This window comes from Thermomonas sp. LB-4 (assembly GCF_036409385.1).
Lineage (GTDB): Bacteria > Pseudomonadota > Gammaproteobacteria > Xanthomonadales > Xanthomonadaceae > Thermomonas.
Genome location: NZ_JAXOFT010000013.1, coordinates 1 through 12,465, shown reverse-complemented (window position 1 = coordinate 12,465; position 12,465 = coordinate 1). Strand labels below are relative to the sequence as shown.

General features: G+C 70.4%; 18 protein-coding genes. 7 read left to right on the top strand and 11 right to left on the bottom strand.

Annotated features, from left to right (window positions below; all coding sequences use genetic code 11):
• Positions 1–59 precede the first annotated feature (59 nt).
• Complete coding sequence (locus SPK54_RS09555; RefSeq protein ID WP_330947673.1) at positions 60–575, top strand: adenine phosphoribosyltransferase; 516 nt, start codon at positions 60–62, stop codon at positions 573–575.
• Between the two features lie 153 nt (positions 576–728).
• On the opposite strand, the gene SPK54_RS09550 is transcribed toward SPK54_RS09555, so the two are convergent.
• From SPK54_RS09550 to SPK54_RS09540, 3 genes are all read right to left on the bottom strand, one after another.
• Complete coding sequence (locus tag SPK54_RS09550; protein ID WP_330947672.1) at positions 729–1,139, bottom strand: hemerythrin domain-containing protein; 411 nt, start codon at positions 1,137–1,139, stop codon at positions 729–731.
• A gap of 116 nt (positions 1,140–1,255) precedes the next feature.
• Complete coding sequence (locus tag SPK54_RS09545) at positions 1,256–1,594, bottom strand: zinc ribbon domain-containing protein YjdM (RefSeq protein WP_330947671.1); 339 nt, start codon at positions 1,592–1,594, stop codon at positions 1,256–1,258.
• 566 nt (positions 1,595–2,160) lie between these two features.
• Complete coding sequence (locus SPK54_RS09540) at positions 2,161–2,502, bottom strand: EF-hand domain-containing protein (RefSeq protein WP_330947670.1); 342 nt, start codon at positions 2,500–2,502, stop codon at positions 2,161–2,163.
• A 243-nt stretch (positions 2,503–2,745) separates the two neighbouring features.
• On the opposite strand from SPK54_RS09540, the gene ltaE reads away from it, so the two are divergent.
• Positions 2,746–3,765, top strand: coding sequence for a low-specificity L-threonine aldolase (ltaE, locus tag SPK54_RS09535; RefSeq protein ID WP_330947669.1), 1,020 nt, complete (start codon positions 2,746–2,748; stop codon positions 3,763–3,765).
• 86 nt (positions 3,766–3,851) lie between these two features.
• The gene (locus SPK54_RS09530) at positions 3,852–4,424 is read left to right on the top strand and encodes an NADPH-dependent FMN reductase (protein ID WP_330947668.1); all 573 of its coding nucleotides are present in this window, start codon (positions 3,852–3,854) and stop codon (positions 4,422–4,424) included.
• Positions 4,425–4,630: 206 nt separating this feature from the next.
• Here SPK54_RS09530 and SPK54_RS09525 read toward each other — a convergent pair whose 3' ends face one another.
• Positions 4,631–5,173, bottom strand: a complete 543-nt coding sequence (locus tag SPK54_RS09525; RefSeq protein WP_330947667.1) for a hypothetical protein — start codon at positions 5,171–5,173, stop codon at positions 4,631–4,633.
• Between the two features lie 297 nt (positions 5,174–5,470).
• On the opposite strand from SPK54_RS09525, the gene SPK54_RS09520 reads away from it, so the two are divergent.
• A complete protein-coding gene (locus tag SPK54_RS09520) occupies positions 5,471–6,028 on the top strand; it encodes a fasciclin domain-containing protein (protein WP_330947666.1) in 558 nt (185 codons plus the stop codon).
• 96 nt (positions 6,029–6,124) lie between these two features.
• Here SPK54_RS09520 and SPK54_RS09515 read toward each other — a convergent pair whose 3' ends face one another.
• From SPK54_RS09515 to SPK54_RS09505, 3 genes are all read right to left on the bottom strand, one after another.
• Positions 6,125–6,319 (bottom strand): CPXCG motif-containing cysteine-rich protein, encoded by a 195-nt coding sequence (locus tag SPK54_RS09515; RefSeq protein WP_330947665.1) that lies wholly within the window; start codon positions 6,317–6,319, stop codon positions 6,125–6,127.
• A gap of 4 nt (positions 6,320–6,323) precedes the next feature.
• Positions 6,324–6,872, bottom strand: coding sequence for a lipocalin family protein (locus tag SPK54_RS09510; protein WP_330947664.1), 549 nt, complete (start codon positions 6,870–6,872; stop codon positions 6,324–6,326).
• A gap of 92 nt (positions 6,873–6,964) precedes the next feature.
• Positions 6,965–8,047 (bottom strand): M28 family peptidase, encoded by a 1,083-nt coding sequence (locus SPK54_RS09505; RefSeq protein WP_330947663.1) that lies wholly within the window; start codon positions 8,045–8,047, stop codon positions 6,965–6,967.
• Positions 8,048–8,244: 197 nt separating this feature from the next.
• Between SPK54_RS09505 and SPK54_RS09500 the strand changes: the two genes are divergently transcribed.
• Together SPK54_RS09500 and SPK54_RS09495 are read left to right on the top strand one after the other, a co-directional pair.
• Positions 8,245–9,135 (top strand): endonuclease/exonuclease/phosphatase family protein, encoded by an 891-nt coding sequence (locus SPK54_RS09500; protein ID WP_330947662.1) that lies wholly within the window; start codon positions 8,245–8,247, stop codon positions 9,133–9,135.
• Positions 9,136–9,237: 102 nt separating this feature from the next.
• Positions 9,238–9,744: a lipocalin family protein gene (locus SPK54_RS09495; RefSeq protein WP_330947661.1), complete on the top strand. Its 507-nt coding sequence runs from the start codon at positions 9,238–9,240 to the stop codon at positions 9,742–9,744.
• A gap of 99 nt (positions 9,745–9,843) precedes the next feature.
• On the opposite strand, the gene SPK54_RS09490 is transcribed toward SPK54_RS09495, so the two are convergent.
• Positions 9,844–10,215, bottom strand: a complete 372-nt coding sequence (locus SPK54_RS09490; RefSeq protein WP_330947660.1) for a hypothetical protein — start codon at positions 10,213–10,215, stop codon at positions 9,844–9,846.
• A gap of 196 nt (positions 10,216–10,411) precedes the next feature.
• Between SPK54_RS09490 and SPK54_RS09485 the strand changes: the two genes are divergently transcribed.
• On the top strand, positions 10,412–10,549 hold the full coding sequence (locus tag SPK54_RS09485) for a hypothetical protein (protein WP_330947659.1): 138 nt from the start codon (positions 10,412–10,414) through the stop codon (positions 10,547–10,549).
• Positions 10,550–10,729: 180 nt separating this feature from the next.
• Here SPK54_RS09485 and SPK54_RS09480 read toward each other — a convergent pair whose 3' ends face one another.
• The 3 genes from SPK54_RS09480 to SPK54_RS09470 all read right to left on the bottom strand — a co-directional run bounded on the left by SPK54_RS09480 (position 10,730) and on the right by SPK54_RS09470 (position 12,382).
• The gene (locus SPK54_RS09480; RefSeq protein WP_330947658.1) at positions 10,730–11,473 is read right to left on the bottom strand and encodes a hypothetical protein; all 744 of its coding nucleotides are present in this window, start codon (positions 11,471–11,473) and stop codon (positions 10,730–10,732) included.
• Positions 11,474–11,544: 71 nt separating this feature from the next.
• On the bottom strand, positions 11,545–11,898 hold the full coding sequence (locus tag SPK54_RS09475) for an FKBP-type peptidyl-prolyl cis-trans isomerase (RefSeq protein ID WP_330947657.1): 354 nt from the start codon (positions 11,896–11,898) through the stop codon (positions 11,545–11,547).
• Positions 11,899–12,052: 154 nt separating this feature from the next.
• Positions 12,053–12,382, bottom strand: coding sequence for a DUF6122 family protein (locus SPK54_RS09470; RefSeq protein ID WP_330947656.1), 330 nt, complete (start codon positions 12,380–12,382; stop codon positions 12,053–12,055).
• Positions 12,383–12,465: the final 83 nt, after the last annotated feature.

Genomic DNA, 12,465 nt, shown 5'->3' with positions numbered 1-12,465 from the left:
CATTCTACGGATCCGGCCAGGCATGCAGAATGAAGGGCCTCCCATTCCCGCATCCGCCCATGACCGACTGGACCCGCCTGATCCGCGACATCCACGACTTCCCCAGGCCCGGCGTGCTGTTCAAGGACATCATGCCGGTGCTGGCCGATGCCGATGCCTTCGCCGCGGTGATCGACGCGCTGGCAGCACCCTGGCGCGACGTGCCCATCGACGCGGTGATGGCGATCGAATCGCGCGGCTTCCTGTTCGGCGCACCGCTGGCACGGGCGCTGGGCACCGGCCTGGTGCCGCTGCGCAAGCCGGGCAAGCTGCCGGGCCCGGTGCTGGAGGCACGGTATGCGCTGGAGTACGGCGAAGATGTCCTGCAGGTGCAGACCGGCGCGGTGGCAAGGGGCGCGCGCGTGCTGCTGGTCGACGACGTGCTGGCCACCGGCGGCACCCTGCTGGCGGCACGCGAGCTGGCGTTGCGGCTGCAGGTGGACCTCGTCGGCGCCAGCGTGCTGATGGAACTGGCGGCACTGGGCGGTCGTGCCCGTTGGGACGGCACCCCGTTGCGGGCCGCCCTGGTGGTGTGACGCACTCGGCTTTCCGCCGATCGCCAGGATGCGGCGCCTCCGCCGCCACCGGCCGGGCGAGGACAAGACCCGCCTGCCGCAGCGTGCCGCGCCCGCCCTGCACGCGGCCAGGCATGCAGGCCGCACCCGTGGCAGCGGCCTGCGCCGCCGCGCTCAGACCGCTTCGGCGGCCGGGTACAGCTCGACGCTTTCGCGCTGCAGGCGGTCGAACAGCGCGCGCAACACGGTATTGGCGTCGCGCCGGAACCCGTCCGGGTCCGCCACCAGCCGCGAGGGCACCCGCCACTGCGCGACGAACGCCGCGAACGCGCTGGCGATGCCCTGCATCTCGCCGCGGTAGCGCGCGCTCATCGCCGCCACCTGCGGGTCGCCGGAGCGCGACAGCGCGGGATACAGCACGCGATCTTCGGCCGCCAGGTGGAATTTGATGTGGCTGGCGGTGCCGGTGATGATCTCGCTGATCCGCACCGCGTTCTCGCGCACGCCGGCGCGCGACAGCTCGCGCAGGGTGTCGATCTGGCGGAAGATCTGCGCGTGGTCGTGGTAGTAGCGCTGGATGTCCATCTGGGGTTCGCCTCGAAATCAATCAGTACTTTTTCGGTACCGATTATCTGCGCGGCAAACGCCGGCGGGCGGCGAATGCCGCCGCGGCTGACCCAGATCAAACCGGCGCCGGCGGCTCAGGCCTTCTTCACGAACTCCGACTTCAGGCCCATCTGGCCGATGCCGTCGATCTTGCAGTCGATGTCGTGATCGCCATCGACCAGGCGGATGTTGCGCACCTTGGTGCCCACCTTCACCACCAGCGACGAGCCCTTCACCTTCAGGTCCTTGATGACGGTGACGGTGTCGCCATCGGCCAGCACGTTGCCCACGGCGTCCTTGACCACCTTGGCTTCGTCGCCCGCCTCGATATCGCCGGGCACCCACTCGTGCCCGCACTCCGGGCACACCAGCTGCGCACCATCCTGGTAGCTGTATTCGGAGTTGCACTTTGGGCAGGGCGGCAGCGTGGTCATGAGGCAGCAATCGATAGCGGCAGAGCGCGTGATTTTACGCCGCCGCGGACACATGCTGGCCCGATGCGAATGGTTCCGCTCTCCGCTGATGTCTGGTGCATCACCGATCACTCCAACCGCGACTTCGCGCCCACCGGCGCGGAACCTCACGACCAGTCGTGCAGTGGCGGAGCCACGACAGAGCGCATATCGGGGATCGGCGTACAAGGCCGAAGCTGCCGGTTGGCCTCGCGAAACGCGCATCGCGTATCGCGCATCGCGCATCGCAAATCGCAAATCGCAAATCGCATATCGCATGTCGCATGTCGCACATCGCACATCGCGCATCGCACATCGCACTACACGTGATGCGAGACGCGAGCCGGGTGTCGCATGGCGCGACCGCATCCGATCATGACCGGAACAAAACGGAGGGCGGCTTGCGCCGCCCTCCGTGCCACAACCGCGTCCTGCCCGACGCATCCTTGCGTGCGATTCTTGTTGTTCCCGGAGCGCCGTGCAGCGCCGTGGGGGAGGCGTGCCGGCGGACGATCAGGACGCGCGTGTTGCCTGGGCCATGCGGTGCGTCACTGCTTGGGCACGTCCTTGTTGCCGTTGCTGGACAGCCAGGCCTGGTACTCGTCCTGGGTCAGCTCGCCATTGCCGTCGGCGTCGGCCTGCCCGAACGCCTTGGCCAGGCTCTGCAGCGCGGCGGCTTCGCCGACGGTAAGGATGCCGTTGCCATCCGCATCCAGTTCGCCCCAGCTCTTCTTCGCCGGTTCGACGTCCTGCGCGGACTGCGCGGGGGGTTGGGTGGCCTGCTGCGGCGGCGCCTGCTGCGCCTGGGCGTCCTGTGCGAACGCCACCGGTGCGGCGATGGCCACGGTGAACGCGGTGGCCAACAGCAGGGAGATTCTGGGGGTATGCATCATCGGGGGTTCCTCGTTCTGCGGGGGATCAAAACGGATGGGTTGCCGCGGCCGCTCCTGCAGCCGCCATGCCACCTTACGGGCGCGGTCTGAACGCATTCCGGCGCGGAACCTGAACCTCCACGCGGGCTTAACCACGCCACCCCGGAAGCGGTCTAGCCCCCGGCCGGCGCATTTGCTTCTACCCTGTCAGGACCCGCCGCGACCCTGCGATCGCGCCCCGCCCGTGGTGAAGGAATGGACATGAAGGTGATCGACCTGCGCAGCGATACGGTGACCAGGCCCGGCGCAGCCATGCGCGACGCGATGCATGCGGCAGCGGTAGGCGATGACGTCTACGGCGAAGACCCGACGGTCAACGCGCTGCAGCAGCGGTTGGCGGAAGATCTCGGCTTCGAGGCCGCGCTGTTCGTGCCCACCGGCACGCAGTCGAACCTGCTGGCGCTGCTGGCGCACTGCGAACGCGGCGACGAATACCTCGTCGGCATGGACGCGCACACCTACAAGTTCGAAGGCGGCGGCGCGGCGGTGCTGGGCTCGATCCAGCCGCAGCCGATCGTGCAGGCCGAAGACGGCAGCCTGCCGCTGGACCGGCTGGCGGCGGCAATCAAGCCGATCGACCCGCACTTCGCGCGCACCCGCCTGCTGGCGCTGGAAAACACCTGGCACGGACGCCCGCTGCCGCTGGACTACTTGCGCCAAGCCGGCGAATTCGCGCGCGAACGCGGGCTGGGCTACCACCTCGATGGTGCGCGCCTGTTCAACGCGGCGGTGGCCTGCGCGGTGCCGGCACGCGCGATCGCGCGCCATTTCGACACCGTCTCGGTGTGCCTGTCGAAGGGCCTGGGCGCGCCGGTGGGTTCGGTGCTGGTGGGCCCGCAGGCGCTGATCGACAAGGCGCGGCGCTGGCGCAAGGTCTGCGGCGGCGGCTGGCGCCAGGCCGGGATGCTGGCGGCGGCCTGCCTGCACGCGCTGGATCACCACGTCGACCGGCTTGCCGACGACCACGCCCGCGCGGCGCGGCTGGCCAGCGCGCTGGCCACCGTCGATGGCATCCGGCTGCTCGGCCAGCACACCAACATGGTCTTCATCGACGTGCCGGCAGAGCGGTTGCGCGCGCTGGACGCCCACCTGCGCCAGGCCGGCATCCGGATCAGCATCGGCTATCTCCCGACCCTGCGGCTGGTCACCCACCTGGACGTGGACGACGACGACATCGGCCGCACCGTGGAGGCGTTCGCGGGGTTTTTCGCCGCCACCTGAGCGCACCGGCGCAGCCGGGCCGCCCATGACCGCCGCGTAACGGATCGGGTGCCAACGTGCGCACTCCGTCCCGCGGGAGTGGTGTGATGAAAACGTTCAAGGTCGGTTACCTGGTCGGCAGCCTGGCGAAGGCGTCGATCAACCGCAAGCTGGCGAAGGCGCTGGTAAAGCTGGCGCCGCCGGAACTGGCGCTGCAGGAGATCGCCATCGGCGAGCTGCCGCTGTACAGCTACGACTACGACGCCGACTACCCGGAAGTGGCACGCCGCTTCAAGCAGGCGATCGCCGGGGTGGATGCGGTGCTGTTCGTCACTCCCGAATACAACCGTTCGATCCCCGGCGCGCTGAAGAACGCGATCGACTGGGCCAGCCGCCCGTGGGGCCAGAACTCGTTCAACCGCAAACCCTCCGGCGTGGTCGGCACCTCCCCCGGCTCGATCGGTACCGCGGTGGCGCAACAACAGTTGCGCGGCGTGCTGTGCTTCTGCAATTCGCCGCTGATGAACACCATGGAAGCCTATATCCAGTTCACCCCTGGCCTGATCGACGACGACGGCAACGTGAGCAACGCCGGCACCGCCGATTTCCTGCGCAAGTACATGCAGGAATACGCGGCGTTCGTGGAGCGCGTACTCACCGTGCTGCCGCGCGAAGACTGAGCCATCTGGCGTGGAACGGGGGCGGGCGCCCCGGCCACCGGTTGGCCGGGGCGCCCGTTATGCGCGACCCGGGCAACCCAAAGCGGTTTGCATGCGGACCGGAAAGAAGAAGGAGCAAGCCGGGGAGCCACCGGCCCGCTCCAGTGTTTGCGGCAGCTGTCCGGCACTTGCGTGCGCCTGCAACACCGGACAGACCGCCGCCCAACTCAGTGCTTGCCGGCCTTGGCGCCGGCGTTGGCGGCCCACCAGGTCTTGTACTCCTCGCCGGTCAGCTCGCCGTTGCCGTCGGCATCGGCCTGGCCGAACACCTTGGCCAGGCTGTCCAGCGATGCCGCCTCCGACATGCTCAGGCTGCCGTTGCCGTCGGTGTCCAGCGCCTGCCAGTCCTTCTTGCCTTCCCTGCCATCGCCAGCGTTCGCCGCCGGCTGGGCGGGCGCGGCCGGAGTGGCCGGTTCGGTGCGCTGGGACTGGCCATCCTGGGACTGCGATGCCGGCACCGCCGGGGTGGCCGGCGTCGCCGGGATCGCCGGGATGGTCTTCTGCGGTTCGACCCGCTGCTGCGGCTCGGCGCGCTGCATGGCGTGCATCTCCATGCCGGCCGACGCCTGCGCCGGCAGCTGGGCGGGTACGCGCGCCGCGGCGGTGGCATTCACGCCGGCGCCGTGGCTCTGGGCGAACGCGGCCGGCGACGACAGCGCGAACGCGGCGGCGAGCGGGAACAGCAGGGTGGTGTGGTTGAGCTTGCGCATGACGAATCCTCTTTCCTGTTCTGCGGGGGATCAAAACGGATCAATGCCGGCACGCAGGGCGCGACGGACATGCCCCACCTTAGCCAGGCACGCTGAATAGCTGCAGCGATGCAAGATGAACGTCGACGGCGCCTTAACCCGAGCCCGGTGGAAGCGCGCTAAGCGCGCCACGGCGACGTTTCAGGCGGATGCAGGGCGATCGCTGCATCCGCCCGCGCGCGCGCCGCGTATCAGGCCCTGCAACGCATCCGCGCCTGCGGCCTGCGCCTGCACTCCCCCACTTTCTGGAGAACCCCGATGAAGTCGACCCTGCCCTTCGCCGTTGCCGGTGCGCTGGCCCTGGCCCTCTGCAGCGCCCCCGGTCATGCCGCCTCGCCCGTCGTCGCCAACGCCGGGGCGAAGGCCAGCACGGACATCGTGGCTGCCGCCGTCGCCACCCCCAGCCTGAGCACCCTGGTCGCCGCGGTGAAGGCTGCCGATCTGGTCGGCACGCTGCAGGGCGCCGGTCCGTTCACCGTGTTCGCGCCCACCAACGACGCCTTCGGCAAGCTGCCCGCGGGCGCGGTGGAGGGCCTGCTGAAGCCGGAGGCCAAGCCCGCGCTGGCCGGCGTGCTGACCTACCACGTGGTGGCCGGCAATGTGGACGCCGCCGCCCTGGCGAAGCAGATCCAGGCCAATGGCGGCAGCGCCACCCTCACCACCGTGCAGGGCGGCACCCTCACCGCCACCGCCGACGGCAAGGGCGGCATCGTGCTGACCGATGCCAAGGGCGGCACCGCCAAGGTGGTCGCGGCCGACCTGCGCCAGAGCAACGGCGTGGTGCACGTGATCGACAGCGTGCTGATGCCGCAGTAAGCGCTGCAGCCGGGTGGACTCCCCACGCGGGCGGCTTCGGCCGCCCGTGTTTTTTTAATCGCATGGCGACGCGCCACACGGCACCGCCGCGGGACGTCAGGCCTCGTCCTGCGCGTAGCCGGCCACCGCGACGGTGCCGTCGTCCTCCACGTCCAGCACCACCGTGATCGGGCGGCAGCAGACCGCGCAGTCCTCGATGTAGCGCTGGGCGCCCGCGCTGGCGTCCAGCGCCAGCGTGATCGGCTCGCCGCAGTACGGGCAGTCGATGTCCTGGAACGCCAGCAGGTTCATCGCCTCATTCCACCGTCCGGCCGGCCTGGATCAGGCGCTCGACCGGATAACCGCGGCGCGCCGCGCGATCGCGCAGGGCGTCGAACTGCGCGCGCGGCATGGTCGGGGTGCGCGAAAGGATCCACAGGTACTGGCGCGACGGCCCGCCGACCACCGCCCAGCGGTAGTCGGGATCCAGCTCGACCACCCAATAGTCCGCCCACACCATCGGCAGCCAGCCCAGCCAGGCCGGCGCGAACCGCACCTGCAGCGCACCGGGCTGCCCCGCCACCGGCCGCGCCACGCCCTCAGACACCAGCCGCCTGGCCTCGCGCGTGTCGCAGGCATTGCGCACCACCAGCCGCCCGTCCGGCCGCGGCGTGTAGGTGGCGGTGGTGTTCGCCGCGCAGCGGCGCTGGAAGAACAGCGGCAGGTGCGCGATCTCGTGCCAGGTGCCGGCGTAGCGGTGCAGGTCCAGCGCCGGCACCGGGGCGTTGGGCAACGCGGCTTCCTGCGCGGCGGCGGCACCGACGCCGGAGATCAGGGCAAGCGACAGCAGCACGGAACGGACCATGGCAGCGGCACCTCGCGCGGGGCTCGCGCCCATGCTGGCCGGGCGCGCGTTCCGCCGCAGTGAACGCGCTGGCCACCCGGCGCCGGCAGGCATCACGGCTTCAGCTTACGCGCCGCTTCCACGTACTTGGCGGTCTTCGGATTGGCGGCATTCCAGCGCGGCGCCTGCGGGTCGTTGGCGATGGTCTGCAGCGCCAGCGCCACCGTGCGGTTGATCGCGGCCATGTTGTCGTAGTCGATCTTGTCCCAGGTGTCGGCGGCGCCGTGGTAGTCCGGGAACGCATACGCCACGCTGACGGTGTGCGCGGGTACGCCGAGGTCGGCCAGCGCCTGGTTGTCGCTGTGGGCGAAGTAGCGGTCGCTGTTGACCGGGTGCCTGGTGATGCGGGTGCCGGTCAGCTCGCCGGCCTTGCGCAGCACCTCGCCCACGTCGGAGTAGTCGGCGCCGGTGACCGCGGCGGCGCGCACCTGCGGGCCTTCGCTGTCGTCGGTGCGGCCGACCTGTTCCAGGTTGATGTTGGCCACGGTGTCGGCCACCGGCACCAGCGGATGCGCGCCGTAGTAGCGCGAGCCCACCAGGCCGTGCTCCTCGCCGAACACGGTCATGAACACGATGCTGCGCCGGGGCCGCACCTTCTGCGCGGCGAACGCGCGCGCCAGCTCCAGCACCGACACCGTGCCGCTGCCGTCGTCGTTGGCGCCGTTGTAGATCGCGTCGTCGCCCTTGCCCTCGCGCACGCCCAGATGGTCGTAGTGCGCGGTCACCAGCACGTAGGTCTTCGACAGTTCCGGATCGGAACCGCGCAGCAGGCCCACCACGTTACGCACCGGCAGCGGCGCCGGCGCATCGGCGTACTTCGCGCGCACCCGGGCCGGTGCGATCTCGCGCCAGTCCGCGGTCTGGAAGTAGCCGTCGTCGCCCAGCGGCTCCAGCCCGGCGGCGCGGAACTGCGCGGCGATGTATTCGGCGGCGATGTCCAGCCCGCGCGACGGCGTGCCGCGGCCCTCCAGCGCGTCGGAGGCGAGGAACGACAGGTGCCCGCGCATCGCGTCGGCGGAAATGCTGGACAGCCACTGCGCCTGCTCGCCCGGCGGCGGGGGCGTACCCGCCTGCGCGGCGGAAGCCGCCAAGACCGCGGCGACCAGGGCAACACGCACGCGCCGGACAAGGGACATGGGACGCTCTCGGCTCAGGGAATGAGCCCGGAGTCTAGCGGTCACGGCGGCGCGGGCGGGGGCAACCAACGCCTCTTGCGCCCGCGCGCAAACGGTGCTGTCGCGCCATCCCCCTCCGTACCGCCACGGCGTGGCGGCGCCGGTAAAGTGCGGGCAGTCACGTTCTGCCGCACGCATCGGCATGCTCTACTACGCGGATGAATCGCACTGCCCTGATCGCCGCCCTCTGCCTGCTCGCCGGCGCCTGCACCGCCCCGCGCGAACGGCCCGCCGCGCCCGCCGCCACGCTCACGCTGGCCAGCTGGAACATGGAACACCTGGCCGAACGCAACGGTTCCGGCTGCCGGCCGCGCAGCGACGCCGACTACGCCGCGATGCGCGCCTACGCAGAGGCGCTGGACGCGGACGTGATCGCCTTCCAGGAAGTGGAGTCGCGCGCCGCCGCCGAGCGCGTGTTCGACCCGGCGCGCTACACCGTCGAGATCGAGCAGCGCGTGGGCAGCGGGCGCAGGGGCGAATGCGGCGGCCAGCCGGGCCTGACCATCAACCCGCAGCGCACCGGCTTCGCGATCCGCAAGGGCGTGGCCTTCGAGCGGCAGGCGGACTTCACCGCGCTGCAGCTTGGCAACCCCGACCTGCGCTCCGGCGTGGACGTGATCGTGCGCCCGGCCGGCGGCGCGCCGATCCGGCTGCTGTCGGTGCACCTGAAGGCCGGCTGCAACAACGGCAACCAGCGCGAGGCCTGCCCGGTGCTGTTCCAGCAGGTGCCGGTGCTGGAGCAGTGGATCGACCAGCGCGCCGGCGAACGCCTGCGCTTCGCAGTGCTGGGCGACTTCAACCGCCGCCTGGCCCTGCCGGGCGACGCGGTGTGGACCGACTGGGACGACGCCAGCCCCGCCAACGCCGACCTCGCCCGCGCTTCCGGCGAGCGGCAGGCACGCTGCAATCCCCGCTACCGCGACTTCATCGACTACATCGTGCTGGACCGCCGCGCCAGCGGCGACCTGCTCGGCTTCGAAGAGAAGACCTACGCCGGCCCCCCGCTCAGCGACCACTGCGCGATCACCGCGCAGCTGCAGGCTCACTGAGCGCCGACAAGCGCAACGGGTTGCGGCCGCGCGTCGGCCTCTTCACGTGATGCCCGCTTGCGCGCGGCCATGCTCCGGCTTCCCCCGACGCCGGACACCCGCATGACGCCCACCCCGACCACCGCCGCCCATGTCGACCTGCAACGCTACCTGGGCACCTGGTACGAGATCGCGCGCAAGCCGATGCGCCACGAGGACGCCACCGCCCGCGACATCACCGCCACCTATTCGTTCGACGAAAGCGGCGCGGTGTGCGTGGTCAACGCCTGCATCAACGCGGAGGGCGAAGTGGAAGTGTCGACGGGCATGGCCACGCCCACCGATGCCAGCAACGCGCGGCTGGAAGTGAGCTTCCTGCCGGAGGGCCTGCGCTGGATCCCGTTCGCCAAGGGCGACTACTGGATCCTGCGGGTGGACGACGACTACCAGACCGCGCTGGTCGGCGACCCCGACCGCAAGTACCTTTGGCTGCTGCGCCGCCAGCCGAAGATGGACGCCGCCAGCAAGGCGGCGTGGCTGGAGTACGCGCGTGCGCAGGGCTACACGCTGGACGACCTGGTCCATCCGCAGCAGAGCGGGCAGGTGCATCGCAATCCCGCCGGGGATTGAGCGCCCGCGGTGGCGCGGCGGGTGGCCGCGGCGCCTGCCTTCACCCACCCGCAGGCGTGACGCGGAGCCGCCCGCGGGCCTGCCTCGCGCGGGCCTGGGTCACTCGGCGTCGATATCCACGGTCACGCCCTGCACGGTGTTTTCCACCACGGTCACCGCGAAATCGCGCTGGCCCTCGCGCTTCTTCACCAGCACGTCCTCGCCGTCGTCCGTTTCCACGCTGTAGCGGTTGCTGGCCACCATCTGCAGCGCGGTGCTGATGTCGCGCGCCACGTCGTTCTCGGCGCGGCCGGCGGCCACCTGGGTGGTGGCGCGGATCGGCTCGCCCTTTTCCGGCGACACCAGCACCACGATCTGGCCGGCGGTTTCGGCATTGCCGCTGACCTCCAGCCGCCACTTGTTCTGCAGGCCATCGGCATGGGCCACGCAGGCATACAGGGCCAGGCTGGTGGCAAGGATCCATCGACGCATGGGGGTGCTCCTTGGGGGTGGAGGCCCAGCGATAACGGCGCTGTCGTGAGCAGCTGGTGAAGCAGCCGCGTGCCGGCGCCAAAGCATTCAGCCTGCGCCGCAATCCCAACCGCAGCTGTCTGGCGGGCGGCCTTGCTCACGCCGCGTGCACAACGCGTGCACGAAAACAGCGCCATCGCCCACCGGAGCCGCGCAGATGGACCACGGCACCCACTGCATCGAAGACAACGGCATGGACGCCGAGCTCTCCGCGCTGGACGCGCTGGAACTGGACATGCCCGCGCTGCAGGCGCGCGCCAGCGACCTGTTCGCGCTAGCTACCGCCTGGGCCTAGCGCCACGACGCCATCATCGCGGCCACGCCCGCGGCGTCGCTGGGCGTGGTCGAGGCGCGCTTGCGCCGCATGGGCATCCGGTGGGGCATGGTGCCCGGCGCACGCATGACCGGGCAAATCCCGGCCCTGCCGACGGCGCCCGGCGAAGGGTTCCGCGCGGGCTGAGGCCCGCCGTCGGCGTTACAGGAACGTGCCCGCCACCGGCGTTTCCAGCTTCGCTTCGGGACACATGTCGGTGTAGCGGTCAAACAGCTCCGCAACCTCCGGCGGCGCTTGCAGCTGACTTGTTAGGGAATCCGTCTGGAAGGTGATCGGCACGTTGTCGCGGCACGCAATCGGCGCGCCCTCGAAGGTATGCGGCACCGACCACTTCGCAATCGCTTCGCGCGAGGCCGCGTCCAGGCGCTGGTACACCCGGTCGACCTGGGCGGGATACATCAGTTCCACCTCGCTCGGCTTGCCCGCCGCGTCGTACAGCACCGCATACACCAGCACTGCATTGACGCCGCTGCGCATCAGCTCGGGCGGGAAGCGCGGCGGCGACATCGGCGTTTTTTCCGTCCGCCGTACGATCAGGGCGGGTTTCTCCTGCTTGCCCACCCCGAGGATGCGGAAGGCGAAGCTGCTTTCCGCCACCGGCACGATTTCCAGCTTGATGGACTGCGACACCGGCGACGCCACCTGCTTGCCCTGCCATTGCAGGGGCGTGTAGCGCCACGTTGCGACGCGGCGCCGGACCATCGCCTGCAGGTTTTCCGCCAGCGCCGCATCCGGCTGGATGTCCGCCAGCGTGCCGTCGGCCTGCACCGTGGCGCTGAAGTCGAACCGCACCAGCTGCGGTTTGGCTGGAGGCTTCGCCGCCTGCGCCATGCCCGTCCACCCCACGAAGCCGCAAGCCAGCGCGGCCCACACCGTCATCCGCATGTGCATTCCCCCCGGAAAGGCGCCGCCCGCGAAGGCGGGCGGCGCATCGAATCATATCGCCCCCGTCGCGCTTACGCGCCCAGCAGCTCCACCTCGAACTTCAGCGTGGCGTTCGGCGGGATCACGCCGCCGGCGCCGCGCGCGCCGTAGCCCAGGCTGGCCGGGATGATCAGGGTGCGGGTGCCGCCTTCCTTCATGCCCTGCACGCCCTCGTCCCAGCCGCGGATGACCATGCCGCCGCCAAGCGGGAAGATGAAGGGCTCGCCGCGGTCCTTGCTGGAATCGAACTTCGCGCCCTGCTCGCCGTTCTCGAACAGCCAACCGGTGTAGTGCACGGTGACGTTGCGGCCGGGCCGGGCCTCGGCGCCGCTGCCAACAACGGCGTCTTCGAACTGCAGCCCGGAGGCGGTGGTGGTGAAAGCCATGGTGATTCCTTTCAGTGGTGTTGAGCCAGGCGGCAGTGTAGCGGGCGGCAAACCACGGGTGAGCCCGCGCGGCGCGATCGATGAGCCCGCGCGGCGCGATCGATGAGCCCGCGGCTGGCGCGCATGGAAGCGGCGGAAACCGTGCGGTTTGCGCTCACCGCATCAGCAGGCAGTCCAGCGCATCCAGCGCGATATGGATCAGCAGGCCGATGCCCACAAGCCGGGTGGCGCGCGGCACCGCCAGCGCACCGTACACGGCGATGGCCGGCGCGGTGTGCAGCGGGTGGAAGCCGATGCTGCACCGCCCCGGCGCGTAGATGGGGTCGGCCAGCAGGTGGTCGATGTCGATCAGCCAGCCCAGCAGCAGCAAGCCCCACGCGCGGCGGAAGCCGATGGTCTTGCCCGACCCGCGATAGACCGCCCACGCCACCAGCGCGGGAACGGCGGCATGCAGCAGCAGGTGCAAGAGAGCGCGCAGGGACATGCAGGGAATCGGGCGAGGCGTGGCGCCCTAGGGAAGGTCTGATCAACACACTCTGAAGCTTCAATCTCGGGCCACAGAGCGGG

Coding starts and splice junctions, on each gene's coding strand:
- SPK54_RS09555 (WP_330947673.1), top strand. CDS start 60: ATGACCGACTGGACCCGCCTGATCCGCGACATCCACGACTTCCCCAGG.
- SPK54_RS09550 (WP_330947672.1), bottom strand. CDS start 1,139: ATGGACATCCAGCGCTACTACCACGACCACGCGCAGATCTTCCGCCAG.
- SPK54_RS09545 (WP_330947671.1), bottom strand. CDS start 1,594: ATGACCACGCTGCCGCCCTGCCCAAAGTGCAACTCCGAATACAGCTAC.
- SPK54_RS09540 (WP_330947670.1), bottom strand. CDS start 2,502: ATGCATACCCCCAGAATCTCCCTGCTGTTGGCCACCGCGTTCACCGTG.
- ltaE (WP_330947669.1), top strand. CDS start 2,746: ATGAAGGTGATCGACCTGCGCAGCGATACGGTGACCAGGCCCGGCGCA.
- SPK54_RS09530 (WP_330947668.1), top strand. CDS start 3,852: ATGAAAACGTTCAAGGTCGGTTACCTGGTCGGCAGCCTGGCGAAGGCG.
- SPK54_RS09525 (WP_330947667.1), bottom strand. CDS start 5,173: ATGCGCAAGCTCAACCACACCACCCTGCTGTTCCCGCTCGCCGCCGCG.
- SPK54_RS09520 (WP_330947666.1), top strand. CDS start 5,471: ATGAAGTCGACCCTGCCCTTCGCCGTTGCCGGTGCGCTGGCCCTGGCC.
- SPK54_RS09515 (WP_330947665.1), bottom strand. CDS start 6,319: ATGAACCTGCTGGCGTTCCAGGACATCGACTGCCCGTACTGCGGCGAG.
- SPK54_RS09510 (WP_330947664.1), bottom strand. CDS start 6,872: ATGGTCCGTTCCGTGCTGCTGTCGCTTGCCCTGATCTCCGGCGTCGGT.
- SPK54_RS09505 (WP_330947663.1), bottom strand. CDS start 8,047: ATGTCCCTTGTCCGGCGCGTGCGTGTTGCCCTGGTCGCCGCGGTCTTG.
- SPK54_RS09500 (WP_330947662.1), top strand. CDS start 8,245: ATGAATCGCACTGCCCTGATCGCCGCCCTCTGCCTGCTCGCCGGCGCC.
- SPK54_RS09495 (WP_330947661.1), top strand. CDS start 9,238: ATGACGCCCACCCCGACCACCGCCGCCCATGTCGACCTGCAACGCTAC.
- SPK54_RS09490 (WP_330947660.1), bottom strand. CDS start 10,215: ATGCGTCGATGGATCCTTGCCACCAGCCTGGCCCTGTATGCCTGCGTG.
- SPK54_RS09485 (WP_330947659.1), top strand. CDS start 10,412: ATGGACCACGGCACCCACTGCATCGAAGACAACGGCATGGACGCCGAG.
- SPK54_RS09480 (WP_330947658.1), bottom strand. CDS start 11,473: ATGCGGATGACGGTGTGGGCCGCGCTGGCTTGCGGCTTCGTGGGGTGG.
- SPK54_RS09475 (WP_330947657.1), bottom strand. CDS start 11,898: ATGGCTTTCACCACCACCGCCTCCGGGCTGCAGTTCGAAGACGCCGTT.
- SPK54_RS09470 (WP_330947656.1), bottom strand. CDS start 12,382: ATGTCCCTGCGCGCTCTCTTGCACCTGCTGCTGCATGCCGCCGTTCCC.